Origin of the sequence: Pseudonocardia sp. TRM90224, from assembly GCF_021245725.1 — a bacterium.
Lineage (GTDB): Bacteria > Actinomycetota > Actinomycetes > Mycobacteriales > Pseudonocardiaceae > Pseudonocardia.
Map to the genome: position 1 here is coordinate 1 of NZ_JAJGSX010000051.1, position 22,096 is coordinate 22,096.

At 70.6% G+C, this 22,096-nt stretch carries 24 protein-coding genes; 17 read left to right on the forward strand and 7 right to left on the reverse strand.

All coding sequences use genetic code 11. From position 1 onward, the window contains the following. Positions 1-21: 21 nt before the first annotated feature. Positions 22-681: a DUF222 domain-containing protein gene (locus LL648_RS38145; protein ID WP_232667802.1), complete on the reverse strand. Its 660-nt coding sequence runs from the start codon at positions 679-681 to the stop codon at positions 22-24. A gap of 934 nt (positions 682-1,615) precedes the next feature. Here LL648_RS38145 and LL648_RS38150 point away from each other — a divergent pair. The 6 genes from LL648_RS38150 to LL648_RS38175 all read left to right on the forward strand — a co-directional run bounded on the left by LL648_RS38150 (position 1,616) and on the right by LL648_RS38175 (position 7,800). After that, the gene (locus tag LL648_RS38150; RefSeq protein WP_232667804.1) at positions 1,616-2,548 is read left to right on the forward strand and encodes a LysR family transcriptional regulator; all 933 of its coding nucleotides are present in this window, start codon (positions 1,616-1,618) and stop codon (positions 2,546-2,548) included. A gap of 117 nt (positions 2,549-2,665) precedes the next feature. Beyond that, a complete protein-coding gene (locus tag LL648_RS38155; protein ID WP_232667805.1) occupies positions 2,666-3,949 on the forward strand; it encodes a flavin-containing monooxygenase in 1,284 nt (427 codons plus the stop codon). After that, positions 3,949-4,371, forward strand: a complete 423-nt coding sequence (locus tag LL648_RS38160) for a RidA family protein (protein WP_232667807.1) — start codon at positions 3,949-3,951, stop codon at positions 4,369-4,371. The genes LL648_RS38155 and LL648_RS38160 overlap by 1 nt, the downstream gene beginning before the upstream one ends. Continuing rightward, positions 4,368-5,042 (forward strand): DUF1028 domain-containing protein, encoded by a 675-nt coding sequence (locus tag LL648_RS38165; protein WP_232667809.1) that lies wholly within the window; start codon positions 4,368-4,370, stop codon positions 5,040-5,042. Before LL648_RS38160 ends, LL648_RS38165 begins: the two co-directional genes overlap by 4 nt. Next, positions 5,039-6,184: a M20 family metallopeptidase gene (locus tag LL648_RS38170; protein ID WP_232667811.1), complete on the forward strand. Its 1,146-nt coding sequence runs from the start codon at positions 5,039-5,041 to the stop codon at positions 6,182-6,184. The genes LL648_RS38165 and LL648_RS38170 overlap by 4 nt, the downstream gene beginning before the upstream one ends. A 77-nt stretch (positions 6,185-6,261) precedes the next feature. Next, positions 6,262-7,800, forward strand: coding sequence for an APC family permease (locus LL648_RS38175; protein WP_232667812.1), 1,539 nt, complete (start codon positions 6,262-6,264; stop codon positions 7,798-7,800). 133 nt (positions 7,801-7,933) lie between these two features. Here the strand turns inward: LL648_RS38175 and LL648_RS38180 are convergent, their stop codons facing one another. Beyond that, on the reverse strand, positions 7,934-9,301 hold the full coding sequence (locus tag LL648_RS38180) for a serine/threonine-protein kinase (protein ID WP_232667814.1): 1,368 nt from the start codon (positions 9,299-9,301) through the stop codon (positions 7,934-7,936). A 599-nt stretch (positions 9,302-9,900) separates the two neighbouring features. On the opposite strand from LL648_RS38180, the gene LL648_RS38185 reads away from it, so the two are divergent. Beyond that, positions 9,901-10,227 carry a helix-turn-helix domain-containing protein gene (locus tag LL648_RS38185; protein WP_232667816.1) on the forward strand — a complete coding sequence of 109 codons (327 nt, stop codon included), beginning with the start codon at positions 9,901-9,903 and terminating at the stop codon, positions 10,225-10,227. On the opposite strand, the gene LL648_RS38190 is transcribed toward LL648_RS38185, so the two are convergent. Then, entirely contained in the window at positions 10,202-10,447 is a 246-nt protein-coding gene (locus LL648_RS38190) for a hypothetical protein (RefSeq protein WP_232667817.1), read from the reverse strand. The genes LL648_RS38185 and LL648_RS38190 overlap by 26 nt on opposite strands. 41 nt (positions 10,448-10,488) lie before the next feature. Here LL648_RS38190 and LL648_RS38195 point away from each other — a divergent pair, with 41 nt between their 5' ends. The 5 genes from LL648_RS38195 to LL648_RS38215 all read left to right on the forward strand — a co-directional run bounded on the left by LL648_RS38195 (position 10,489) and on the right by LL648_RS38215 (position 13,628). Beyond that, positions 10,489-10,689, forward strand: a complete 201-nt coding sequence (locus tag LL648_RS38195; protein WP_232667819.1) for a hypothetical protein — start codon at positions 10,489-10,491, stop codon at positions 10,687-10,689. Next, positions 10,686-11,363, forward strand: coding sequence for a response regulator transcription factor (locus tag LL648_RS38200; protein WP_255687365.1), 678 nt, complete (start codon positions 10,686-10,688; stop codon positions 11,361-11,363). Before LL648_RS38195 ends, LL648_RS38200 begins: the two co-directional genes overlap by 4 nt. A gap of 71 nt (positions 11,364-11,434) precedes the next feature. Then, the gene (locus LL648_RS38205) at positions 11,435-12,844 is read left to right on the forward strand and encodes a HAMP domain-containing sensor histidine kinase (RefSeq protein ID WP_232667821.1); all 1,410 of its coding nucleotides are present in this window, start codon (positions 11,435-11,437) and stop codon (positions 12,842-12,844) included. Beyond that, positions 12,841-13,467: a ferric reductase-like transmembrane domain-containing protein gene (locus LL648_RS38210; protein WP_232667822.1), complete on the forward strand. Its 627-nt coding sequence runs from the start codon at positions 12,841-12,843 to the stop codon at positions 13,465-13,467. Before LL648_RS38205 ends, LL648_RS38210 begins: the two co-directional genes overlap by 4 nt. Then, a complete protein-coding gene (locus LL648_RS38215) occupies positions 13,464-13,628 on the forward strand; it encodes a hypothetical protein (protein ID WP_232667823.1) in 165 nt (54 codons plus the stop codon). Before LL648_RS38210 ends, LL648_RS38215 begins: the two co-directional genes overlap by 4 nt. Positions 13,629-13,657: 29 nt before the next feature. Here the strand turns inward: LL648_RS38215 and LL648_RS38220 are convergent, their stop codons facing one another. Then, positions 13,658-13,888 carry a hypothetical protein gene (locus LL648_RS38220; RefSeq protein ID WP_232667824.1) on the reverse strand — a complete coding sequence of 77 codons (231 nt, stop codon included), beginning with the start codon at positions 13,886-13,888 and terminating at the stop codon, positions 13,658-13,660. Positions 13,889-14,070: 182 nt separating this feature from the next. Here LL648_RS38220 and LL648_RS38225 point away from each other — a divergent pair, with 182 nt between their 5' ends. From LL648_RS38225 to LL648_RS38245, 5 genes are all read left to right on the forward strand, one after another. Then, positions 14,071-14,583, forward strand: coding sequence for a hypothetical protein (locus LL648_RS38225; RefSeq protein ID WP_232667825.1), 513 nt, complete (start codon positions 14,071-14,073; stop codon positions 14,581-14,583). Between the two features lie 122 nt (positions 14,584-14,705). Then, positions 14,706-15,656: a hypothetical protein gene (locus tag LL648_RS38230; RefSeq protein WP_232667826.1), complete on the forward strand. Its 951-nt coding sequence runs from the start codon at positions 14,706-14,708 to the stop codon at positions 15,654-15,656. 119 nt (positions 15,657-15,775) lie between these two features. Continuing rightward, positions 15,776-16,729, forward strand: coding sequence for an AraC family transcriptional regulator (locus LL648_RS38235; RefSeq protein WP_232667827.1), 954 nt, complete (start codon positions 15,776-15,778; stop codon positions 16,727-16,729). A gap of 74 nt (positions 16,730-16,803) precedes the next feature. After that, the gene (locus tag LL648_RS38240) at positions 16,804-18,144 is read left to right on the forward strand and encodes an MFS transporter (RefSeq protein WP_232667828.1); all 1,341 of its coding nucleotides are present in this window, start codon (positions 16,804-16,806) and stop codon (positions 18,142-18,144) included. 19 nt (positions 18,145-18,163) lie between these two features. Beyond that, the gene (locus LL648_RS38245) at positions 18,164-19,054 is read left to right on the forward strand and encodes an SDR family oxidoreductase (protein WP_232667830.1); all 891 of its coding nucleotides are present in this window, start codon (positions 18,164-18,166) and stop codon (positions 19,052-19,054) included. Between the two features lie 318 nt (positions 19,055-19,372). On the opposite strand, the gene LL648_RS38250 is transcribed toward LL648_RS38245, so the two are convergent. From LL648_RS38250 to LL648_RS38260, 3 genes are all read right to left on the reverse strand, one after another. Beyond that, positions 19,373-20,458, reverse strand: coding sequence for a hypothetical protein (locus LL648_RS38250; protein ID WP_232667831.1), 1,086 nt, complete (start codon positions 20,456-20,458; stop codon positions 19,373-19,375). 297 nt (positions 20,459-20,755) lie between these two features. Next, positions 20,756-21,361 (reverse strand): AfsR/SARP family transcriptional regulator, encoded by a 606-nt coding sequence (locus LL648_RS38255; RefSeq protein WP_308190447.1) that lies wholly within the window; start codon positions 21,359-21,361, stop codon positions 20,756-20,758. A 282-nt stretch (positions 21,362-21,643) separates the two neighbouring features. Continuing rightward, positions 21,644-22,066, reverse strand: coding sequence for a MerR family transcriptional regulator (locus LL648_RS38260; protein WP_232667833.1), 423 nt, complete (start codon positions 22,064-22,066; stop codon positions 21,644-21,646). Positions 22,067-22,096 lie beyond the last annotated feature (30 nt).

Below are 22,096 nucleotides of genomic sequence, written 5' to 3' on the forward strand. Positions count from 1 at the left end.
CCTTCCCGACCGCCATGTCGATCACAGCGGTCGATCTTGGTCCACCCGCGGCTTACACCGTTCGCGTGACACGCCCCCACCGGGTCGGTCGGGATGACGAGTGATCGTCAACTCGTTGACCTCGGACTCCGGGCCATCGTCGGGTTCGGGTCCGTCCTGGTCGAACGACCGAACCACCCGCATCCCCAGAGTGAAGAGACCTTGCGGGTCGAACACCGCCGCCTGTTCAGCAAGCTGCGCTTCGACATACGCACAGTCCTCCGGCGTCAACCGCCCCGCTTCCTTCGAGCCGAGGACCTGGACGATCTTCTCGACATGCCGCAGGCTCATCACCCCGGCCTCGAACACCGCCGCCGTGGCTGGCAGGCGGGCCGGCAACACCTGACCGTCCAGGGCGATCCGAGGACAGACGTGCTCAGCAGCGGTCACATACCGCTTGGCATCGTTGCGGTCGATGTTCCACAGATCCCGGATCGCGTTGGTCGGCGACCTGTAACCCCGCGCGTGAAAGCCACCCTCACGAACAAAAGCGCTGATCGCACAAACCCTCGCGAAGTCCAGACGGCGCCCGAGAACCTCTAATTCACGGGTCGCGGCGCAGCGTTCTTCGAACGTCCCGACCAGGGTGTCTGCCTGCAGTTGTGCCACCCCGTCGAGGGCGACCCGCAGGTTCTCGGACATGCCTCTATTTTAGACGCAGCAAAGATCCATAGCCACTCCATTCCCGACTTCTTCCCCTGTTTCTGAGGTGGCCGGGTTGGGTGAAGAGCGTATTTCCTGGTTGCGTCGCCTGCCGTCCCCGACCTGCACTCCAGTCCCGACGATCAGCCTGCGATTGGTCGGTGGTCCTCTGTCCTGTGGTGCCGTCCAAAGACGATTTTCACACCGCGCAGACCCAGGTGTGTCGTCGCAGACCGCACAACCTCTGCGCGGACACCACGAGGTCTGCGCGGTCGCACCAAAGGCGTGCCCGCCACCCACAGGTGGGCCTGAGAGTGCCATCCCGTCGACCTGGCAAACCCCCACCACACGGCCGCCCGTGGGCGGCCCTCAACAAAACCGCAACAGAACACGCGAAGCTCCGCCCACGGGCGGCCGTGTGGTATCCCCAAAGAGGTCGACGGGATGGCACGACCCAACCCATCCCGGAGACTTGCCCGCCCGGCGAGGGCGCCCTTAAAAAACGCGACTACCAAGCCCGACAGGACCACCACAGCCGCGAGACCATCCGCCACGAACCCACCCGACGAACCACGTCGAGAACCCACGACCACCACCCAACGCGCGACTCGCCTGCTGAACGTGGGACTCGCCCGCCGAAACGTGGGACTCACCGTGCCGGAGGTGTCGACTCACCGTTCCAGAAGTGTCGACTCGCCGTGCTGGAGGTGTCGACTCACCGTGCCGAAAGTGTCGACTCACCCGGCCTGGAGCTCCTTCGGGAACCCGGAGAGCACGACCACGGCCGGGTCGTCGTGGAACGCGGTCCCGCGTCGCCCGGCGCACCCAGCACGGACGTCGCGAGCAGTGCAGGAAGAATCGTGGACGTGCCACGTCCCAAGGAGCAGACGCGCCGTCGCAGCGCCCTGCCCGCGGCCGGAGAGGGGACCGGTTGATGAGCGACCCCGGGTTCACGCTCGTCCAGCTGCGCTACTTCGCCGCCGCGGCCGAACGCGGCAGCATGACCCTGGCGGCCCGCGACCTCATGGTGTCCCAGTCGGCCGTCTCCACGGCCGTCGCGTTGTTGGAGAAGGAGCTCGGCGTGCAGCTGCTGCTGCGGCACCACGCCCGCGGCCTGACGCTCACCCCCGCCGGCCGCGCGTTCCACCAGCAGGTCCGCGAGTTCCTCGCCCACAGCGTCGAGCTCGTCGAGTCGGCCAGGCAGGCGGGCACGGAGGTGGTCGGCAACCTGACGCTCGGCTGCTTCATCACGCTGGCGCCGTTCCGGCTGCCGCGGCTGCTGGCGGAGTTCGAGAAGCGCCATCCCGCTGTCCGGGCGGCCGTGCGCGAAGGGGAGCACGCCGCCCTCAAGACCGCGCTGCGGGCCGGCGACTGCGAAATCGCCCTGCTGTACGGCTACGACCTCGACGACGACATCGAGCACACGGTGCTCGACGCGACGCGGCCGTATGCGCTGGTTCCGGCCGGTCACCGGTTCGCCGAGCGGCCGGACCGGGAGGTGGCACTGGCCGAGCTGGCCGACGAGCCGATGATCCTCCTCGATCTGCCGCACAGCGCCGACTACCTGCTCGGTGTGCTGCGCGCCGCCGGCGTGGAGCCGGTGATCCGGCACCGCAGCGCCGGTTTCGAGACCGTCCGTGCGCTCGTCGCCAACGGGCACGGCTACGCGGTGCTGAACCAGCGCCCCGCGCACGACGGGACCTACGGCGGCGGCCGGGCCGTGCCTCTCACGCTCCGCGACGAGGTCCCGCCCCTGAACATCGTCCTGTGCTGGATGCGGGGCACCCGCCCGACCCGCCGCGCCCAGGCGTTCCTCCACACCTGCCGGGCCCTGTATTCCGAGGGACAGCGTTCCGAGGGCCGCTGACCCAGCATCTGTTCTGCAGATGCCGTGCAGCGGAAACATGTGTTGGATCGCTGCAAGGCTGTCTTCCACACTGGCCGTCGTCCCCTTTCCGGGACTGCGACCACCAGGAGGAAGACCATGTCTCAACCGGCTCCCGCTCGCGAGATCGACGTCCTCGTCGTCGGCGCGGGCCAGGCCGGTGTGGCCATGAGCGAGCACCTGGGCGCGCGCGGGATCCAGCACCTGGTGGTGGAGCGCGACCGGATCGCGGAGCGCTGGCGCACGGGACGTTGGGACTCCCTCGTGGCGAACGGCCCGGCCTGGCACGACCGTTTTCCGGGGCTGTCGTTCCGGGACGTGCACCCCGACGGTTTCGCGTCGAAGGATCAGGTCGCGGACTACTTCGTCGCCTACGCGGAGAAGATCGACGCACCGATCCGGTGCGGGGTGGACGTGCAGAGCGTGCGGAAGAAGATCGGCCGGCCCGGTTTCCGCGTGGACACGTCGGACGGGACCATCGACGCCCGTCACGTCGTGGCTGCGACCGGAGCGTTCCAGAAGCCGGTCGTGCCCGCGGTCGTTCCCGGGGTCGCGAACCTGCTCCAGATCCACTCCAGCGCCTACCGCAACCCGCGCCAGCTCCCCGACGGCGCCGTCCTGGTGGTCGGAGCGGGGTCGTCGGGGGTGCAGATCGCGGACGAGCTGCAGAGATCGGGACGCCAGGTCCACCTCTCGGTCGGCCCGCACGACCGGCCCCCGCGGCGGTACCGGGGACGCGATTTCTGCTGGTGGCTGGGGGTCCTCAACAAGTGGGAGATGCCCACGCCGCCCCGGGGCGCGGAGCACGTCACGATCGCGGTCAGCGGAGCGCACGGCGGTCACACCGTCGACTTCCGCGCCCTCGCGGCAGGCGGCATCACCCTCGTCGGCCGGACCGTCTCGTTCGACAACGGCACCGTGCGCTTCGCGCCGGACCTCCGCGTGAACATCGAGAACGGCGACGCCAACTACCTGTCGATGCTGGACGAAGCCGACGCCTACGTCGCGCGCAACGGCCTCGATCTCCCCGAGGAACCGGAGGCCCGCGCCTTCGGGCCGGATCCGGGCAGCGTGCTCGACCCGCTGCTCGAACTCGACCTCGCGGGTGCCGGGGTCACCTCGATCGTCTGGGCCACCGGCTTCGTCTCCGATTACAGCTGGTTGCCGGCCGCCGCCCTCGACGAGCACGGGAAGCCGAAGCACGACCGCGGCGTGTCGGCCGAGCCCGGGATCTACTTCCTGGGACTGCCCTGGCAGTCGCGCCGCGGATCGAGCTTCATCTGGGGCGTCTGGCACGACGCCGCCTACCTGGCCGAGCACATCACGATCCAGCGCGGCTACCTCGCCCACGAGCCCGCCGTCACCGAGATCGGAGCAGCCTGATGCCCACCCACACCCGCATCCGTCCGTTCAACACCCGCGACACCTACCCGGAGCAGGACCTCGACAACGACCTGTGCCAGGCCGTCGTCGCCCGCGGCACGGTGTACGTGCGCGGCCAGATCGGCCAGGACCTCGACACCAGCGAGTCGGTCGGGATCGGTGACGCCGCCGCCCAGGCCGAGCAGGCGATGGCCAACATCGACATGCTGCTCCGCGAGGCGGGCAGCCGGATGGAGCACCTGGTCAAGCTGACCGTCTACCTGGTCGACCCGCGCTACCGCGAGGCCGTCTACCGCACGATCGGCCGCTGGACCAAGGGCGTCCACCCGATCTCCACCGGCCTGGTCGTCTCGGCGTTGGCCCGGCCGGAGTGGCTGGTCGAGGTCGACGCCATCGCGGTCATCCCCGAGGACGAGCGATGACGATCTCGATCATCGCCGGCGACGGTGCGGGGCGGTTCGGTGCGGCGGTCTGCTCGTCGAGCCCGGCGGTGGCCGCCCGCACCGTGCACCTGCGGCCCGGCGTCGGCGCCGTCTCCTCGCAGAACATCACCGACCCGCGGCTCGGCACGCTGCTGCTCGACCGGCTGGCCGGCCTCGACGACGCCGAGGCCGCCCTCGGCAAGATCGTCGCCGGCACGGTCGACCGGGAGTACCGGCAGCTGACGGTCCTGGACGGCGCGGGTCGCACGGCGGTGTTCCACGGCGCGCAGACGCTCGGGATCCACGCCGCCGCCCAGGGCGACGGCGTCGTCGCGGCGGGCAACATGCTCGCCTCGGAGTCGGTCGTGGCGGCGCTGGTGTCAGCGTTCGTCCGGAGCGAGGGCGAGCTGGAGACCCGGCTGCTCGCCGCCCTCCGTGCGGGTCTGGCCGCAGGCGGCGAGGCGGGTCCGGTGCACTCCGCCGGGCTCGCCGTGGTCGCCGACGTCGAGTGGCGGGTGACCGACCTGCGCGTCGACTGGCACGACGACCCCGTCGCCGAGCTCGGTCGGCTGCTCGACGTCTGGCTGCCGCAGCGCGACGACTACGTGCGGCGAGGGCTCGATCCCGCGGCGGCGCCGTCGTACGGCGTGCCGGGAGACCCGCGGGCATGAACGCCCTCAAGGAGGCCGCGCGGACGCGCGTGCACCGACACGCGGAGCAGCTCGTCGACCTCGCCCGCCGGTTGCACGCCGACCCGGAGATCGGGTGGGAGGAGCACCGGGCGGCCGCGACCGTGCCCGAGCTGCTCGACCGGGCCGGGTTCGCGGTCACCCCGCAGTACCTGGGACTGGAGACGGCGTTCCACGCCAGCTTCGGCACGGGCCCCACGCGGATCGCCCTCTGCGCGGAGTACGACGCGCTGCCCGGTCTCGGCCACGCCTGCGGGCACAACCTCATCGCGGCCGGCTCGGTCGGGGCCGCTCTCGGCATCGCCGCGATCGCCGACGAGATCGGGGTCACCGTCGAGGTGTACGGGACGCCGGCCGAGGAGGGCGGCGGCGGCAAGATCGAGCTGCTCGAACGCGGCGCGTTCGCCGGCGTCGACCTGGCCATGATGGTGCACCCCGCGCCGGTTGACGTCGCCGAGGCGCGACCGTTCGCCGTCTCGCACTCGCACGTGTCCTACCGCGGGCGCGCCGCGCACGCCGCGGCGTACCCGGAGGCAGGGGTCAATGCCGCCGACGCCTTCACCGTTGCGCAGGTGGCGATCGGGCTGCTCCGTCAGCACCTGCCTGCAGGGGTTCGGGTGCACGGCATCGTCACGCGCGGCGGCGAAGCCCCGAACGCGGTCCCCGAGCACACCGCCGGGCGCTGGTACGTCCGTGCGGAGACCCTGGCCGAGCTGGCCGAGGTCGAGCCGCGGGTGTGGCGCTGCTTCGAGGCCGGCGCTGTGGCGACGGGGTGCGAGCTGGCGATCGAGCCCGAGAGCAAGCCGTACGCGGAGTTCCGGGCCGACGAGCACGCCCTGGCCGCGTACCGGGCCAACGCCGTCGCCCTCGGCCGCACGTTCGCCGAGGGCGGCCTCGCGGCCCGGATGAACCGCGCCTCGACCGACATGGGCAACGTCTCGCAGGTGGTCCCGGCGATCCACCCCTACATCGGCATCGGGTCGCTTCCCGCGACCAACCATCAGCGCGAGTTCGCGGCCCACTGCGTCGGGGACCTCGCCGACCGGGCGATGCTCGACGGGGCGACCGCGCTGGCCTGGACCGCAGTGGACCGCGCGAGCGCCGGGCCGGATGAACGATCATGAGCACCACCGGCTCACCGGCGTCACGACGCCGGGCGCAACGCCGGCCTGATCCCCGACCCGTTTCCGGAGGTCGTGACATGTCCACCGTCGAACCAGGAGTCCAGCAGGATCGGACCGCGTTGGCCGCACTGCAGCAGACCCGGCTGCGCAAGACCCTCGGCCGCGCCGACATCGTCTTCTTCATCGTCGCCGCGGTGATCAGCATCGACACCATCGGGCTGCTGGCCGCCGGTGGTGGTGAGGGCGTCGTCTGGGCCACGTTCCTCGCGGTCGCTTTCCTCGTGCCCTACGCCCTCGTCTTCGCCGAGACGTCGGCGGCCTTCCCGGCGGAGGGCGGGCCGTACCACTGGGTGAAGCTGGCCTTCGGCCGGGCATGGGGAGCGGTGGCGGTCGTCCTGTACTGGGTCACCAACCCGATCTGGCTGGGCGGCTCGCTCGCCTTCATCGCCGCCGAGGCCTGGTCGCACTACGTCGTGCCCACCGAGCCGGGAAGCGTCGGCGACCACGCCTTCAAGCTGGTCTTCGTGTGGAGCGCGATCACCTTGGCGATCGTCAGTCTCGGGCACGGGAAGCGGGTGATCAACGCCGGTGCGGTGGCGAAGCTGCTCGTCCTGGTCAGCATGTCCGCCACAGCGCTCGTCCACGTCATCGGCAACGGCGGCATCAACATCGGCGCCGTGACGTTCGCGCCCACGCTCGCCGGCTTCCTCGGCATCGTGCCGGTCGCCCTGTTCGCCTACGTCGGGTTCGAGGCGCCCACCGCGGCATCCGACGAGATGCACGACGCTCGCCGCGACACTCCGGTGGCCATCGCCCGGGGCACGGTCATCACGCTGCTGGCCTACGTCGTCCCGGTGCTGACGATCGTGCTGGTGACGCCTCCCGAGCAACTCGCCGACGCCGGGGTCATGTCGACCATCCGGGCCGCGTACGACGTCTGGGGAGGCGCGGCCGAACCGCTGATCACCATTACTGCCCTCGCCTTCGTCTTCGCCCTGCTGACGCAGGGGAGTGCATGGATGATCGCGACGGACCGGATGCAGGCCGTGGCCGCGGCGGACGGCGCCTTCTTCGGCGGCTACCTCGGTTCGTTCAGCGCTCGGCTCGGGACCCCGGTCCGGATGAACGTGCTCTCCGGCATCGTCTCCACCGTCTTCCTGCTCGCGGCCATGAACCTGGTCGACGGCACCGCGGCGTCGATCTTCACCGTGGTGCTGACCGTCGCCATCTCGACGCTGCTGATCAGCTACGTGATCATCGTGCCCGCGGTGATCCGCCTGCGGCTGGCGCACGGGCAGGTCCATCGCCCGTTCCGGGTATCAGGAGGACAGGGCGTGTTCGTCGCTCTTGCCGGCTTGGTGCTGTTCCTAGTCGCCTTCGGCTCCTGGGTCGCGGTGTTCCCCGGCACCGTCGAGGCCCTCGCCTGTATCGACTACTCCTTCGTGGACGTGTGGGGCGTCACGCAGCTGAACTTCGAGCTGTTCACGGTGGGCACGCTGCTGATCGTCGTGGCCCTCGGGGTGGTGGGTTACGTACGAGGCGCCCCGCTGCGCAGTGACACGGCGCTGCGCGGTGACACGGCGCTGCGCGGTGACACGGCGAGGGAGAAGGCATGAGCCGAGCGCGACCTCATCGACGTCGGTAGCGACAGGTCCCGGCCGGGCGGGAAGGGGAAGCGGTTGCCCATCGGTCGCGCTGGAAGCCGGCGCCGACCTGTGATCCGACGTGGTACGGCAGTTCTGGCCGCCTCTATTTTTGTCCGGCCTTGCTGTTCTTGTTCTTGGCAGGTTTTGCCGTCTTCTCTTCGGATTTCCCTTTGTTGCTCGGCCGTTCGGAGGTGCCGTCGTCGGCAGCGGTTCCGGTCTGGTTGCCGTGCTCTTGTGAGGGCACGTCAGGCGGGTCCACGGGGTCGATGCGCTCGCGGACGTCGGACACGGGTTGTTCGACCGTGTCGTCGGTGCTGCTGTTGTGTCCGATGTTCGGTTGTGGGTCCGGGGGTGATGCCTGGTGCTGGTCAGGCGCGGAGCCGGCTGGCAGTTGCTGGTCGGTCGATGTCTGCGGGTCGGGGAGCGGGGACGGCGGTGATGGCGTCGGGGGTGTCGCAGTGGCGGGCGGGCGAACGTCGTTGAGGGCTGAGTCGCCGGCGGCGTCGGGTTGTGCTCCACCGCCGAGGAGGGCTGTGGCCAGGCCCGCTGCGGCAACGAGTGCGGCGATCTTGATGGCCTGTCGGTTCGGGGAGCGGCGCGGCGGGTGCGCGTGATCCTCCGCTGTCGTCGTCACAGCGGCTGAGGTGTGCAGCGGCATGTTGCTGTCGGTTGCGAGCCGTCGGGCAACGGTGCCCGCGGAAGGCCGGTCCTGCGGCTGGTCGGCGGTCATCGCCGCCAGCAGTGTGCGCAGGGGTGTGGGCAGGGGACTTGGGATGATCGGTCTGCGGTGCAGCCGAGCGACGGCGGATTCCACGACCGTGCCGGGGTATTCGCGCTGACCGGTGATCGCTTCCAGCAGCACCAGCCCGAGTGCGTAGACGTCGGCGGGTGGGCCGACCTTGCGTCCACGGACCTGTTCGGGTGCCATGTATGCGGGGGTGCCGACCGCGGCGCCGGTGGCGGTGACCCTGGTGGCGTCGATCAATCGGGATACCCCGAAGTCGGTCAGGTACGGCCGGAGGTGGTGGTCGAGCAGGATGTTGCCCGGTTTGATGTCGCGGTGCACGACGCCCTGTTCGTGCACGTGGGCCAGCGTGTCGGCCAATGCGGTTCCGATCGTGGTCACGTCGTGCACGGGCATTGGGCCGCGTTCGATCCTTCGTGTCAGGTCTTCGCCGTCGATGAGCTGCATGACCAGGTAGCGGTGCCCGGCGGTGTCGGTGCCTGTTTCGTGGATCTCGACCAGGCCGGGATGTCGTAGCTGTTCCAGGGCCGCATCTTCGCCGCGCCGCACCGGCCGGTCGGGCTCTGGCGGCGTGGTGAACATCTTGATCGCTACCGGTTGGCCGGAACGGCGATGCGTGGCGCGGTAGACGGTCGCCGCGCCACCTGCGCCCAGCAGGTCACCGAGCAGGTACCGCTCGGTCAACTGCGAACCGGGCGTGTCGTTCGGCGACACCAGGGCAGTCACTCCGGCATTGTTCCCCGCCCGAGGAGATTCCAACCGGAAGGGTTCTGTGCGCGCACCCGGTGCTACAGGGCGAGCCGCCCTGACACCAGCGTCGGTGTCGGGGAGCACCGGTGGCGCTCTGGCAGGCGGTGAAGTCGGCGCAGCGGCTCGGGTTCAGTCCGGTCCGCTCGTCCTGATCAGACCGCTGGTCGGACAACCACAAAATCTCACCCACCCAAGGTAGACATTCGGCGTCGGGTGCGTGTAATCTTCTCCTCGTCGCAACGAAGCAAAGGTCCAGAGGCGCGGGAGATCACGCAACTACCCGCGAGCAGTACCAGCAGGTCCGCTATACGAGCACGTCCGCAGAATCGAAGGAGGGCAGCTGCGCACTGTCAGGCCCGCCGCGGCTTCGTGAGCCGGGTGGGTGCACCGCCTCGTTGGAACGGATGGTGATTTTCGGTTTCTACGCAGATGCGGTTCTCGCAGGAGCTGGTATTCCGGTTCTGCGGGACGAGGAAGCCGACTCGATGTCGGTGGATGGTGTGAAGTGCTAACCCTGGGGCCCCGGCGCGATGTGCGTCGGGGCCCCTCGTCCATCCCGCATCTGTGGAGGTGCAATGGCCCCAGACATGCAACCTGCAGCTGACAGGTTCGACGACGAGCACTACCCGGCTTACACGATGGGCCGGGCCGCGGAGATGCTCGACACCACTCCCGGGTTCCTGCGCAGTCTGGACGAGGTGAAGTTCCTCGTCCCACAGCGCTCTGCGGGAGGACACCGGCGCTACTCCCGATATCAGCTGCGGCTGGCCGCGCGGGTCAGAGCACTCGCCGACGAAGGCACCGCATTGGACGCGGCGTGCCGAATCGTCATCCTGGAAGATCAGCTCGAGGACGCTCGCCGCATCAACGCCGAACTCACCCGCCCACAGCCCGACCAATGAGCCCAGAGCCGGGTGCCGGCGGCGGTATCCACCGGGCGACCACGGCCCGCCACTCGGGCAGGTCGATGTGCACGACGCCGCGCGCCTGCACGGTGCCGTCGCCGTCGACCATGCAGAAGTACGGGAAATAGCCTGCGGAGTAGCTGGGAACGAACGAGTTCCGGCTGATCGGCGCCAGCAGCACGGGGAGGGTGACGGCGCCGCCGTCCTCACGCTCCACCGCGGTCAGCCATTCGCCGGCCCGGGCAAAGCTCGCAGCCCATGCCGAGCTGGTCGCCGACGCGCACCACCACCTGCAGGCTGCGGGATCCGGTCCGGGACGGCACCGGGATGGTGGCCGGTCCGGTGACGAGCACGTCGCACGAGCCGTCCCGGCAGGAGGTCAGGTCAGGTCAGGTCGGGTCGGGCTACCGGATCGCGGTCGTCGGCTTGCCGGACTCTTACCCGGTCGGGCCATCATGATCGGGGTGCGGACGAAGGTGCTTCTCGTCGACGACGACCGGGCGATTCGTGATGCGTTGGCCCGCGCCCTGGAGCTCGGCGGGTACGACGTCGTCCACGCGGTCGACGGGGTGGAGGCGCTCGACCCGCAGCGCAGGGCGGGCGTGGCCGTCATCGTGCTCGACGTGATGATGCCCGGCGTCGACGGTCTCGGGGTGTGCCGGGTGCTGCGTGGCCAGGGCGATCGGACGCCGATCCTGATGCTGACCGCCCGCCACGCCACCGGGGACCGGGTGGCCGGTCTCGACGCCGGCGCCGATGACTACCTCGTCAAGCCCTTCGAGGTCGACGAGCTGCTCGCGAGGCTGCGGGCGCTGTTGCGCAGGGCCGAGCCGGGCGCGGCTGGCACCCCGCTGACGGTCGGTGAGCTGCGCCTCGACCCGTCTGCGCGGCGCGCCTGGAGCGGGCAGGTGGAGGTGGAACTGTCGAAGACGGAGTTCGACCTGCTGGAGCTGCTCGTGCGAAACGTCGGGGTCGTGCTCGAGCACAGCACGATCTACGACCGGATCTGGGGTTACGACTTCGGTCCCGATTCGAAGAACCTCGCGGTCTACATCGGATACCTGCGCCGCAAGCTCGGCGAGGGGCTGATCCGAACGGTTCGCGGTGTGGGCTACACGATCCGTGCGCGATGACCCGGCGCCCGATGTCCCTGCGCCCGATGACCCGGCGCCCGATGTCTCTGCGCCCGATGACCCGGCGCCCGATGTCTCTGCGCGCCACGTTCGCCGCGGCCTGCGTCGCCGTCGCGGGCCTGGCCATCGCGGCTGCGCTCGGGCTGAGCTACGTCGCGTTCCGCAGCGTGCTCACCGTCGACGCCGAGCAGTCCTTCCGCGCGCTGGTCGACGCCGTCGCCGACCGGGCCCGGCACGCCGAGCTGGGCCCCGAGGCGTTCGGCGCGCCGCCCGACCACGGCGCGGTCGAGTACCGGGTGATGACGTCCCGGCTGGTCATCACGCAGGTGCTGGGACCGGCCGGGACGATCGAGGTGCGGGACCGGGGCCGCCCGCTGCTCCCGGTCGATCCCTCCGACGTCGCCGTGGCCGGCGCGGGTCAGCCCGGCGAGCAGGCCGAGCACGTCGTCGAATCCGACGGGGAGAGCTACCAGGTGGTCGCCGTGGCACTCGGCGACGGCCGGGGGGCGGTGCAGATCGCGCAGCGCACGACCGAGGCGGTGCGGCTCCTCGGTCATCTCACCGAGCTGATGGCCGTGGTCGGGGTCGTGCTGTTCGGGTTGGCCGCGCTCGCGGGTTGGTTGATCGCGAACCGGGTCACCCGCCGGTTGCACGAGCTGACCGCCACCGCGGAACGCGTCGCCGCCAGCCGTCGACTCGACACCCCCGTGCCACCCGCCGGACGCGACGAGGTCGGCCGGCTCGGTGCCGCCATCAGCACCATGCTCGACGAGCTCGCCCGTGCCCGAGCCGATCAGCGCCGGCTCATCGAGGACGCCGGCCACGAACTGCGGACCCCGCTGACCAGCATGCGCACCAACGTGACGGTGCTGCGCCGATTCGCCGAGCTCACCCCCGAAGCGCAGGAAGCGCTGCTGGACGATCTCGACGTCGAGACCCGGGAGCTCAGCGCGTTGGTCGACGAGCTCATCGGGCTCTCGGGCGAGCGGCACAGCGCCGAACCGGTTCGTCCCGTCGCCCTCGCCGAGCTGGCCGAAGCCGTCGCGGCCCGGGCGCGGACCCGCACCGGCCGCACGATCACCGTCGACGCCGAGCAGGTCGTGATCGACGGGCGGGTCGGCGCGCTGGATCGGGCCCTCAGCAACCTCGTCGACAATGCGGCGAAGTTCGACCCGAGCGGTTCACCGATCGGGATCGTCGTCCGCGCGGGACGGATCACCGTGCTCGACCGCGGCCCCGGCATCGCCGACGAGGACCGCGACCGGGTCTTCGACCGGTTCTACCGAGCCGACCAGGCGCGGTCCCGGCCGGGTTCCGGGCTCGGGCTGGCCATCGTCGACGACGTCGCGTCCGCGCACGGCGGCTCGACGTTCGCCGGGAATCGCGCCGGCGGTGGGGCGGCGATCGGGTTCACCTTCTCACCCGGCTCTCACCCGGACCGGACATCGATCTCACCGGAGCGGCGCACCTTGGGTGCATGACCACCGGCACCGCTCGCGCGGACGCCCTGACCCCTGCGGCACTCCTCATCGCCCGCCTGCTCCCGGCCGCCGTCGTGCTGCTCGCGGCACCGTTGCTCCTCGATGTCGCCCTCGGCGCGCCCGGCGCGCCCGCGGAGCTGCACCGAAGGGCCCCGGACGTCCTCGGCAAGGCCGCGCTCGGCACGCTGCTCGCCTCGTACGCGATCACCCCGATCGCGACCCTCAGCGGATGGCGGTGGCACATCGTCCTGCGCCGCGACTACGGGCTCTGGACCTTCGCGATCGCGGCGACCGACCTGGTGCTCGCCGCCGTGCTCGACGAGCGCGGTTGGCAGGCGGGGATCGCCGGCTCCGCAGGTCTCGCGGCCGGCACGATGGCCACGTTGCTGCTCATCCCGCTCGCGCTCACCTCCAACCGCTGGTCCATGCGGATGCTCGGCCGCGACTGGAAGCGGCTGCACATGCTCGTCCTACCGGTGCTCCTGCTCGTCGCGGTGCACCTCGTGTTCATCGGGAGCGACGCGTTCGCGATCGCGTTCCTCAGCGTCGTGGCCGTGCTCTGGGTGCTGCGCCTGGGAGCGGTCACGCGGTGGATCGGCCGGGTCCGGGCGGGTCGGACATGATCAGCGTGCGCCGTCGCAGGGCCCGCCGGCTGGCCGTTGCGCTGATCGTGATCTGCGTGCTGGCCGGCGCCGTGCCCGCAACGTACGAGATCGCCCGACAGGGCCTGTCGACGTGGGCGAGCACCGAACCGTTCCGCGAAGGCCGGACCAGTGACGGCTGAACACCACCCGGCCCTCGTCAATCTCACAGTCAGTCCTCGGGCCGTCCCTCCGACGACCGGCAGATGACGCACTTGTCGTCGACGTAGAGCTTCCAGATGTCGGGATTGACGATCGGTAGGCAGGTCCACTGATCCCAGACCCCGATGTCGTGGCCGCTCTGGCCAGCGGCGTGGCATTCGGCTCCGGTGGCGTAGCTCTTGGAGTGGTGCAAGCCCTCGCCAGATTTGCCCGTCCGCATCACCGTCCTGATCGATGGCATGGCCTCCGGCGTCCGCAATGGATCGGTCGGGGGGCGTGTGGCCGTCCAGCACGAGCGCGCCACTGAAGGCTGCTCACGAGCGCAGCAAAACCTCATGGCATCGGAAGGGCGCCGCCGCCGATTGTCGGCGAATCTTGATTTCGTGCGCCGGAACCTGCCGGCGGAGATGATCGGACAGCGCCATGTCGACCGTACAGAACTGCCTCCGTGCAGCGGCTGCTGCGATACTCGCCGTCGGCCTGAGCGCCGGAGTCGCTGTCGCGCCCGCGCAGGCTGCTGCGCCGCTGAAGATGAAGGCGAATTTGCAGATCGAAAAGTATCGCAACGACAACTCCGGTCGTTACGAGCTCATCATCAACGGGTTCGTTTCGATGTCACCGGAAGAGGCGCGGAGATACGTGGCCGAGGGCCCCCGCGCGACCCTGCGGGTCTTCGGGGACGACCCCTCGTACGACAACCTGCGCGGCGGGCCGTACTTCTTCGACACCAACGGTGGGGTCGGGTCGATCTTCGCGAGGACCGGGATCGGTGGGATCGACATCGTGTCCCGGCTCGTCGTTGAGCCGAGCATGTTGAACGAGGACAACGGTTGGTACGAGGGCGCCGGCGACGAGATCTTCGCCCGGCTCCGTTTCGTTGCGAAGAACGGGCAGGAGGTGACGGTCGATACCAACGTGGTCAAGGGCGAGTTCTGAGCTGACTGCGAAACCACTGAATGAGGTATGGGATGGCAACCAACCGGTGGGGAACGTTCAAGGGCAACGTCGCGTCCTGGTACGCCGAGTTCCCGCCGGCGTGCTGGTGGAACTGGAGCGACATGGAGGCCTTCGCCGATACCGTGATCGAGCTGGCGGGACATACCGAGGTGTTCCGGGTTGATCGGCGGAAGCTGATGTCGGGCGTTGACCTCTTCGGTCATCTCACCGTGTCGGCGCGGGTGAGTGTGTTCGGCGCAGCGGGGATCGAGCAGCGCTGGACCCAGGACCTGGGCGGTGAGTTACTCGAACTGCGACCGGACCTGCAACATGCACCGCGTGTTCCGGCCGTGTCCATCGACGGCCCGATCAGCCACGACCGAACCGGCCCGGTGTACATCAGCATCACCACGGCTACGGATCTGTGGTTCCCGAGAGTGGTCGGGATCCACGATGATCCGGCTGAGCACAGGCACCAATGGCTGGACAACAGTGTGCTCGCGCGGAGGCACACTCCGCGGTTCAACGCATTCCTGGCTGGTGCGCGGGACGCGGTTGCCGCGCTGGGCGGTGGATGGTCGTGCGATGTCGGCGTCAACGTGCGTTATGCGGACTGGTTCGACGTCGCCGGGGTCCGTCTCGGCCAGCCGGGTCTGCTCGAGCTGCTCGTGCGGTGGAGCGGCCGCATATGCACCGTCCGGAGCACGAACGCGGAGGCGGTGGCCGGCGAGCTCGACCTGGTCGAGATGAGATTGGTCCCGCGGTTCGGCGGATTCTGCATCGAACCGCCACCAGCCGGTCTGCGCGAGATGCGGGTGATCCAGCGCGAGGGCCGGTTCGCCCGGCTCGACATGCAGCTGAACGGGTCAGCCCTCACCCGCGGTGATCTGGACGCCGTGTTCGGCGTCGGCGTCGGGGCTCCTCGCGTGCACTTCGACAGCTTCCACACCCTGACCTATCGGTGGAACCAGCCCAGCGCTCTCTACGGCTGCGAGATCACCGCCGAGTTCGAAGGGGACCCGACTGCGGACACCCCGGTCACCGGTCTCTCGATGCATCGAAGGGACCGATGACCGTTCGGCGACGACGAGCTCCGCATGGGCACCATGTCGTACGTCAGCGGCGTCCTCACCACCTGAGTTCTGCCGAACCGGGCTCCGCCCACCGCCTCGACGACGGGTAGGTTCGGCGTGTGCCGGTGGACCCTGGGCAGGACCTGCTCGGTGAGCTGCTCCGGCCGATCCGGCTCACCGGCGTCTTCCACAGCTGGTGGCGGATGCAAGGGCCGTGGTCCGTCGAGGGCGACACCGAGCACCGCTGCGCCGTCCTGCACCACATCGCCGAAGGATGGTGCTGGATCAGCACCGAGGGCACCTCGCCGATCCGGCTCGAAGAGGGCGATCTCGCCCTCTTCCCGACCGGCATCGCCCACCGCATGTCCGACCGCCCCGACCGCCGCGGCACCCCGCTGCGCGCCCTCCTCACCGAGCGCCCACCCGGCGCGACCGACCGGCTCGACATCGGCACCGAAGGGCTGACCAGCCGCATCCTGTGCGCCGGCCTCCACTACGACGCGAGCGCGGCGACGTCGCTCTACCGCGCACTGCCGTGGATCATGGTCCTGACCCGGGCGCAGATCGAGGCCGACCCGCTGCTCCGCGACGTCGTCGGCCTCCTCACCACCCACCGGGCCGGCGCCGGGGCCGGCGCCGAGCTGGTCACCCTGCGCACCTTCGAGATGGCGTTCGTGCTGGCGCTGCGCCCGCTGCTGCAGGACCTCATGGACCGCCCGGACGTCCTCGTCGCGCTCAAACACCCCGCCATCAGCGCCGCCCTGCTGATCATCTCCACCCGCTACGCGGAACCGTGGACGGTCGACACCCTCGCCAAGGAGGTCGGCATGTCGCGCTCCGCGTTCACGGCGAGCTTCCGCGAGCTGGTCGGCGAGGGACCGGCCGGCCACCTCACAGCGTGGCGGATGCGCGAGGCCGCACGGCTCCTCACAGAATCCGACATCGCGCAGGGCTCCGTCCCGGCGAAGGTCGGCTACCAGAGCGCTGTCGGTTTCCACACGGCGTTCCGCAAGCACTTCGGGACGACGCCGGGCGAGTACCGGCGCGCACCGACCGCACCCGTGCCGGACTGATGCTGGACGGATGCTGACAACCTCCGGTCACCTGGTGATTGAGAGCGCCCAGCAGGGCGGCAGACGCTGTGGTGGTGCGGAAAGACCATGGGCGGACGCTGTTCCTGCTGGCCGGCATCCAGTTCCTGCTCATACTCGACACCGCGATCATCAACGTCGCGGCGCCGTCGATCGGACGGGAGCTGGGCATCGCGGCGGCCGAGCTGTCGTGGGTCGCGAACGCGTACCTGGTGGCGTTCGGTGGCCTCCTGCTGATCAGCGGCCGAGCCGCCGATCTGCTCCCTCGACGCACGCTGCTCGTCGTCGGGCTCGGCGTGCTGGTCGTCGGGTCGGTGGCCGGAGCGCTCGCCGCTGACGCCTGGCTCCTGATCGCCGCGCGCGCCACGCAGGGCGTCGGTGCCGCGTTCGCGGCCGCGGCGGCGTTCGCGGCGCTGCTGGCGCACTTCCCGGACGGCCCCGAACGGCACCGGGCGCTCGGCGTGTTCGCCGCGATGGCGGGCGCGGGCGGCGCCGCCGGCACGGTGCTCGGCGGCGTGCTGACCGACGTCCTCGGGTGGCGTTCCACGTTCGGCCTGAACGTCGTCGCCGGGGCGGCATTGGCGCTGCTGGCCCTCTGTGTCCTCGGCCCGCAGCCGCGCCGGCCGCGACCGGGAACCACGCTCGACGTCGCCGGCGCGCTGACCGTCACAGCCGGGCTCGGCCTGCTCGCGTACGCGCTGGTCAGCGCCGGGATCGACGGCTGGACCGCACCGCGCACGCTGCTCGCCGCCGCATCGGCGGCCGGCCTGCTCACGGTGTTCGTGCTGGTGCAACGGTGGGCGCCGGAGCCGATCGTGCCGGCCGCGGCGGTGCGGCAGCCGGCGGTCCGCGCTGCCAACCTGCTGGCCGCGCTGTCGCAGTTCGTCCTGTTCCCGATGTTCTTCCTGGTCAGCCTGTACATGCAGGACGTGCTCGGCTTTCCGCCCATGGCCGGTGGGCTCGGCCTGCTGCCGCTTTCGATCACCGTCGTCGCGGTCGCCGCGAACACCGGCAGGATGATCGCCCGGTTCGGCGTGCGCCCGGTCATGGTCGTCGGCTGCGTGCTGCTGGCGGGTGGACTCGCCGGGCTGGTGCCGCTCTCGGCCGGCAGCTCCTTCTTCCCCGACGTCCTGTGCCCGACCCTCGTGATCGGGGTCGGGTTGCCCCTGGTCGCGGTCACGACGAACGTCGCGGCGACCGCGCACGCCGGTCCCGACGGCCTCGGTGTCGCGTCCGGGTTGGTCACCACCAGCCAGCAGTTCGGCGCCGTGCTCGGCCTCGCGGTGCTCGGCGGCGTGGGCCACCCGGCCGCGTTCGCCGTTGCGGCCGCCCTCGCCGCGGCGTCGGCGGCTGTCGCCTTCTTCCCCCACACCGGCTCCGTCGCCGGTGCCCGCTGAAACCCCGGAAGGAAATCCCATGTCAGAGGCCCGACGTCACCTCGTCATCGGCGCGAACGGCGCCCAAGGCGCGGCTGTGGTCCGCCGCCTGCTCGCCGACGGTGAGCACGTCCGCGGCTTCGGGCGGAGGGCCGGGGCGCACCTCGTGCCCGGCGACCTCGCCGACCCGTCGACCCTCACCGCGGCCTTCGCCGGGATCACGCACGTGTCCGCGGTGCTCCCGCTGGTCTTCGACCGGGAGACGGTCCTGACGCACGTCCGGAACATCGTCGACGCGGCGAAGGCCGCGGCCGTGACGAGGCTCGTGCTCAACACCAACACCCCCGTCCCGCGGGACGTCACCCCCTTCGCGGCGTACGAGACCCGGCGCGCCGCCGAGGACGCGGTCCGCTGCAGCGGCCTCCCGGTCGTGGTGCTGCGGCCGACCGTCTACCTCGACAACCTCGCCAACCCGGTGACCGGGCGGGCGGTCGTCGAGGACGGTGTGCTGGCCTACCCGTTGCCGCCCGATCGCAGCGTCGCGTGGATCTCGCACGACGATCTCGCCGCGGCCACCGTCGCCGCTCTGCACCGCCCGGGGATCGAGGGGGCGGTGGTCCGGCTGGGCGGGCCCGAGGCGTTCTCCGGCGCCGAGCTGGCCGCCACGTTCGGCGCAGCGACGGGACGGCAGGTGACCTACCTGCCGCTGGAGGTCGAACGGTTCGAGTCGGGGCTGCGGGACGTGCTCGGCGAGGCAGCGGCGGCCGGCGTCGCGGGCATCTACCGGTGGGCGGCGCAGGCGGCGGATCCCGACCTGTTCGCGCCGGATCACGACGAGGTCGAGCGCGTGCTGCGGGTGCGGATGCACCCGATCGCCACATGGGTCGCCGCGCAGCGGTGGGAGAGGTGGGCCGCGACGGCAGTGCGATGAACCCGCGGGCCGCGGCGACCGCGGTCGGGTCGGTGAGCAAGGCGGGCAGGATCGGCAGCAGCACCCTGCCGATCCAGCCCTGGCCCCGCTGACTGCGGTGCCGGTGTGATGATCACGATCCCCCCCCGCGTTCGAGGAGGACGTGGCGGCACTCGATTTGGCCCGACGGACGCATTGTTACAAAGTGCAGCTGCTGTCCCGGGCCAGCCGCGAAGCTGCACATGCCTTCTACGAGTCACCCGGCTTCCGGGCAGTTGCCCAGGGCTACCGCCTGTACCTCGATTGAGGACGCAGCGATCAGCGATCCGGCGGAGCGCCTCAGCCGCCCATGTCCGCCCATCGTTGCTTGCGCCGGGTGCTGTACGCGGCTTCGCGGACCGCCGCGTCGTTCTCGAGGCCCGATCCGACGGCGCCGGCGACCGTGCCCATGACGGTGCTCAGGAGCGCCACCCGCACGTAGTCGGCCAGTTCGACCGGCTGCCCTGCCACCTCGGCGAAGTACGGCGGTGGGATCAGCAACGCCGCCGCGGCCGCGTTGAGGACGAACAGCACGAGGGAGAACAGCACCACGCCGATGCTGACGGTGAGCAGCGTCGCGGCGTTGAGCAGCGCGCTGAGTCGCCGGTCGTCGGGCACCCGCTCCCACAAGCCGTGCCCTGCGACGAGCCAGGTCGCGAAGACCGCGAGGGCTGCCAGCGAGGCCGCGGTCAGCCGCCACGGTTCGAGCACGACCGCCATCCGCCAGATGGCGGTGTAGAGGATGCCGAACGCGCTGCCGGCCGCGGCTCCCGCGAGGGCGGTGGAGAGGCCGGCGGCGAGCTGCCACGGCCGGTTCGCCCGTACGGTTCCGGCGAGCAGGCGCAGCGGGGCGGCTCCGTGATCGAGGACCAATTCCACGTCCACGTCCACGTCCACGTCGCCGTCCCCGTCGGCGGTCCGGCGGCCGAGGCGGGTGGCACCTGCTGATCGGGCGCCACGCGCACCGGGTTCATCGACGAACTCGCCGACGATCGCGACAGCGACGTCAGCGGCGCGGCGCCGCAGCCGCCACCCGCCCAGCGCCGGCAACGAGATCAGCGCGACCCGGTCCCGGTGGCTGACGTCGGCGACGACGACACCGTTGCCGGTGCGGATCGGGATGTCGGTGATGCACAGCGCGATGTCCCAGTTCGTGCCGTGGACACGTGCCCTGGCCTTGTCGATCAGTCGGTCGTGGCTGGTCACGACCTCGAACGGCTCGTGCAACGTGTCCACGGTCCAGCGGCGGTCGCCGTCGATGTGCGCGGTCAACGCATGGGGTAGCTCGCGGGCGAGTGCCGCCGCGATCGTGGTGGGCAGGTTGGGGTCGGCGAGGATGCCGACGACGAACGGGCGCGCGTCGGTGCGGACGGGATCGGCTCGCATCGCTCGGGGGTACCCGACGACGCGCAGCGCCACGCAGCGCGTCGATCAGTTCGCGGTGCAAGGTCCAGAGGCGGTGTCGAACCGATGCCGCCGCTCGCTGGCAACGTGTGCGTCCCGCACCATCCCTACCTCGATCGAACGGGCGGCGCTGCGTCGGACCCGCCCGATGCATTCCACGAGGTGGCGGGCCTGACCTGGGCCGGGACCCAGGACCGAGCGCTCGGATTCAACGCGGACGCAGTGATGGATGTGCCGCCGCTCGGACGCCGGGGCAGCATCGGCTGGGTCCGTGGTCCGTCACGTCGCGCCCCGAACACCAGGTGCCAACACACCGCGTTGATGCGATGTCGGTTGTGACGTCGACTGCGATGTCGGCACGGACCCGAGGCGAGCACCCGGCCTGAGGATCTCTCGATGCATGCGCTGCGGGTACGGACCGGGCTCGATCCCGAGCTGCTCCACCAATCGTCGACGCAGGTCGATGAACACGATGAGCGCGTCCGCCCGTCGTCCCGCCTCGATCAGGGCCCGCATGAGCTCGCTGTGCACCATCTCGTCGAGCGGCTCGTCATGCGCGACCACGCGCAGACGATCCGCCGCGAACTGGCTGCGTCCTTGCGCCATCGCGATCTCGGCGAGCCTCAGACATGCCGCCACGCGCCTGCGGTTCAAACCGATCACCGCTGGGTGGTGGTCCAGTCGCCCGGCCGTGCCGGCCATCGCCCGCCCGGTCCAGAGGTCGAGCGCTTCGTCGAGGACGTCGGATGCCCCTCGGTCGTCGCCGGCCTCCCATCGGCGTCGCGCTGTGTCGACCATCGGGTCGCGGCGGATCACAACACGCCATATCGCGCGATGATGCTGCCGTGCCGGCGACGGCGCTGGCGACTGCACTGGCGACTGCATCGCGCAGGCGTGCCACCGACGGGGCCGGGACCGTCCGCCCGTGCTCGTCCCGGTAGATCCGGCACGACATTCCGCAGTCGCTGGGCTGAGGGCTCGGCGAGGTGAAGGAGTCCCTGCCGTTGATCAGCAGGGTCGGCGAGCCGCACATGCCGGCGGCTGCCGCGTCCGCGGCGTCGGTGATCTCCCGAGTGGTGAACGGCAGGTCGGTGGCCGCCCGCAGGTGCGCCATCAGCGGAGCCAGGTTCGGGCAGCCGCGCACGTACAGGACTTCCAGCGTGACGCTCATCGACGCCGCCGAGATGACCGGCGGGGCTGGGGGGTCGCGATCGTGGCCAGCAGCGGGCAGCGGCGGCCCGACCGCGGTAGGTCACACGTGGCAATCAGCTCGGCCAGGGAGTCCCGCATCCGCTGCAGGTCCGCGATCCGGGCTTCCAGGTCGGCCTTGCGTGATTCGGCCAGCGCCCGGGCGGCGTCGCAGTCGTCCGGGCCTCCCGTGTCCAGGTGCAGCAGCTCCTCGACCTCGTCGAGGGTGAAGCCCAGTCCCTGGGCGCGTTTGACGAACCGCAGCAGCTCCACCGCCGAGTCCGGGTAGTCCCGGTAGCCGCCCGAGGAGCGGGGCGGCTCGTCCAGCAGACCGCGGCGCTCGTAGTACCGCAGCGTCTCGCTGTTCACACCGACCCGGCCGGCCAGTTCGCTGGTTCGCATCCCGACATCGTCGTCCCTGTACCTGCCTAC

Bases quoted from the DNA above. Each gene is read 5' to 3' on its own strand.
- LL648_RS38150 (WP_232667804.1), top strand. From the start codon at position 1,616: ATGAGCGACCCCGGGTTCACGCTCGTCCAGCTGCGCTACTTCGCCGCC.
- LL648_RS38205 (WP_232667821.1), top strand. From the start codon at position 11,435: ATGTCTCTGCGCGCCACGTTCGCCGCGGCCTGCGTCGCCGTCGCGGGC.
- LL648_RS38165 (WP_232667809.1), top strand. From the start codon at position 4,368: ATGACGATCTCGATCATCGCCGGCGACGGTGCGGGGCGGTTCGGTGCG.
- LL648_RS38200 (WP_255687365.1), top strand. From the start codon at position 10,686: ATGATCGGGGTGCGGACGAAGGTGCTTCTCGTCGACGACGACCGGGCG.
- LL648_RS38145 (WP_232667802.1), bottom strand. From the start codon at position 681: ATGTCCGAGAACCTGCGGGTCGCCCTCGACGGGGTGGCACAACTGCAG.
- LL648_RS38260 (WP_232667833.1), bottom strand. From the start codon at position 22,066: ATGCGAACCAGCGAACTGGCCGGCCGGGTCGGTGTGAACAGCGAGACG.
- LL648_RS38215 (WP_232667823.1), top strand. From the start codon at position 13,464: ATGATCAGCGTGCGCCGTCGCAGGGCCCGCCGGCTGGCCGTTGCGCTG.
- LL648_RS38230 (WP_232667826.1), top strand. From the start codon at position 14,706: ATGGAGGCCTTCGCCGATACCGTGATCGAGCTGGCGGGACATACCGAG.
- LL648_RS38170 (WP_232667811.1), top strand. From the start codon at position 5,039: ATGAACGCCCTCAAGGAGGCCGCGCGGACGCGCGTGCACCGACACGCG.
- LL648_RS38160 (WP_232667807.1), top strand. From the start codon at position 3,949: ATGCCCACCCACACCCGCATCCGTCCGTTCAACACCCGCGACACCTAC.
- LL648_RS38225 (WP_232667825.1), top strand. From the start codon at position 14,071: ATGTCGACCGTACAGAACTGCCTCCGTGCAGCGGCTGCTGCGATACTC.
- LL648_RS38245 (WP_232667830.1), top strand. From the start codon at position 18,164: ATGTCAGAGGCCCGACGTCACCTCGTCATCGGCGCGAACGGCGCCCAA.
- LL648_RS38220 (WP_232667824.1), bottom strand. From the start codon at position 13,888: ATGCCATCGATCAGGACGGTGATGCGGACGGGCAAATCTGGCGAGGGC.
- LL648_RS38255 (WP_308190447.1), bottom strand. From the start codon at position 21,361: ATGCAGTCGCCAGTGCAGTCGCCAGCGCCGTCGCCGGCACGGCAGCAT.
- LL648_RS38250 (WP_232667831.1), bottom strand. From the start codon at position 20,458: ATGCGAGCCGATCCCGTCCGCACCGACGCGCGCCCGTTCGTCGTCGGC.
- LL648_RS38210 (WP_232667822.1), top strand. From the start codon at position 12,841: ATGACCACCGGCACCGCTCGCGCGGACGCCCTGACCCCTGCGGCACTC.
- LL648_RS38185 (WP_232667816.1), top strand. From the start codon at position 9,901: ATGGCCCCAGACATGCAACCTGCAGCTGACAGGTTCGACGACGAGCAC.
- LL648_RS38155 (WP_232667805.1), top strand. From the start codon at position 2,666: ATGTCTCAACCGGCTCCCGCTCGCGAGATCGACGTCCTCGTCGTCGGC.
- LL648_RS38195 (WP_232667819.1), top strand. From the start codon at position 10,489: ATGCCGAGCTGGTCGCCGACGCGCACCACCACCTGCAGGCTGCGGGAT.
- LL648_RS38175 (WP_232667812.1), top strand. From the start codon at position 6,262: ATGTCCACCGTCGAACCAGGAGTCCAGCAGGATCGGACCGCGTTGGCC.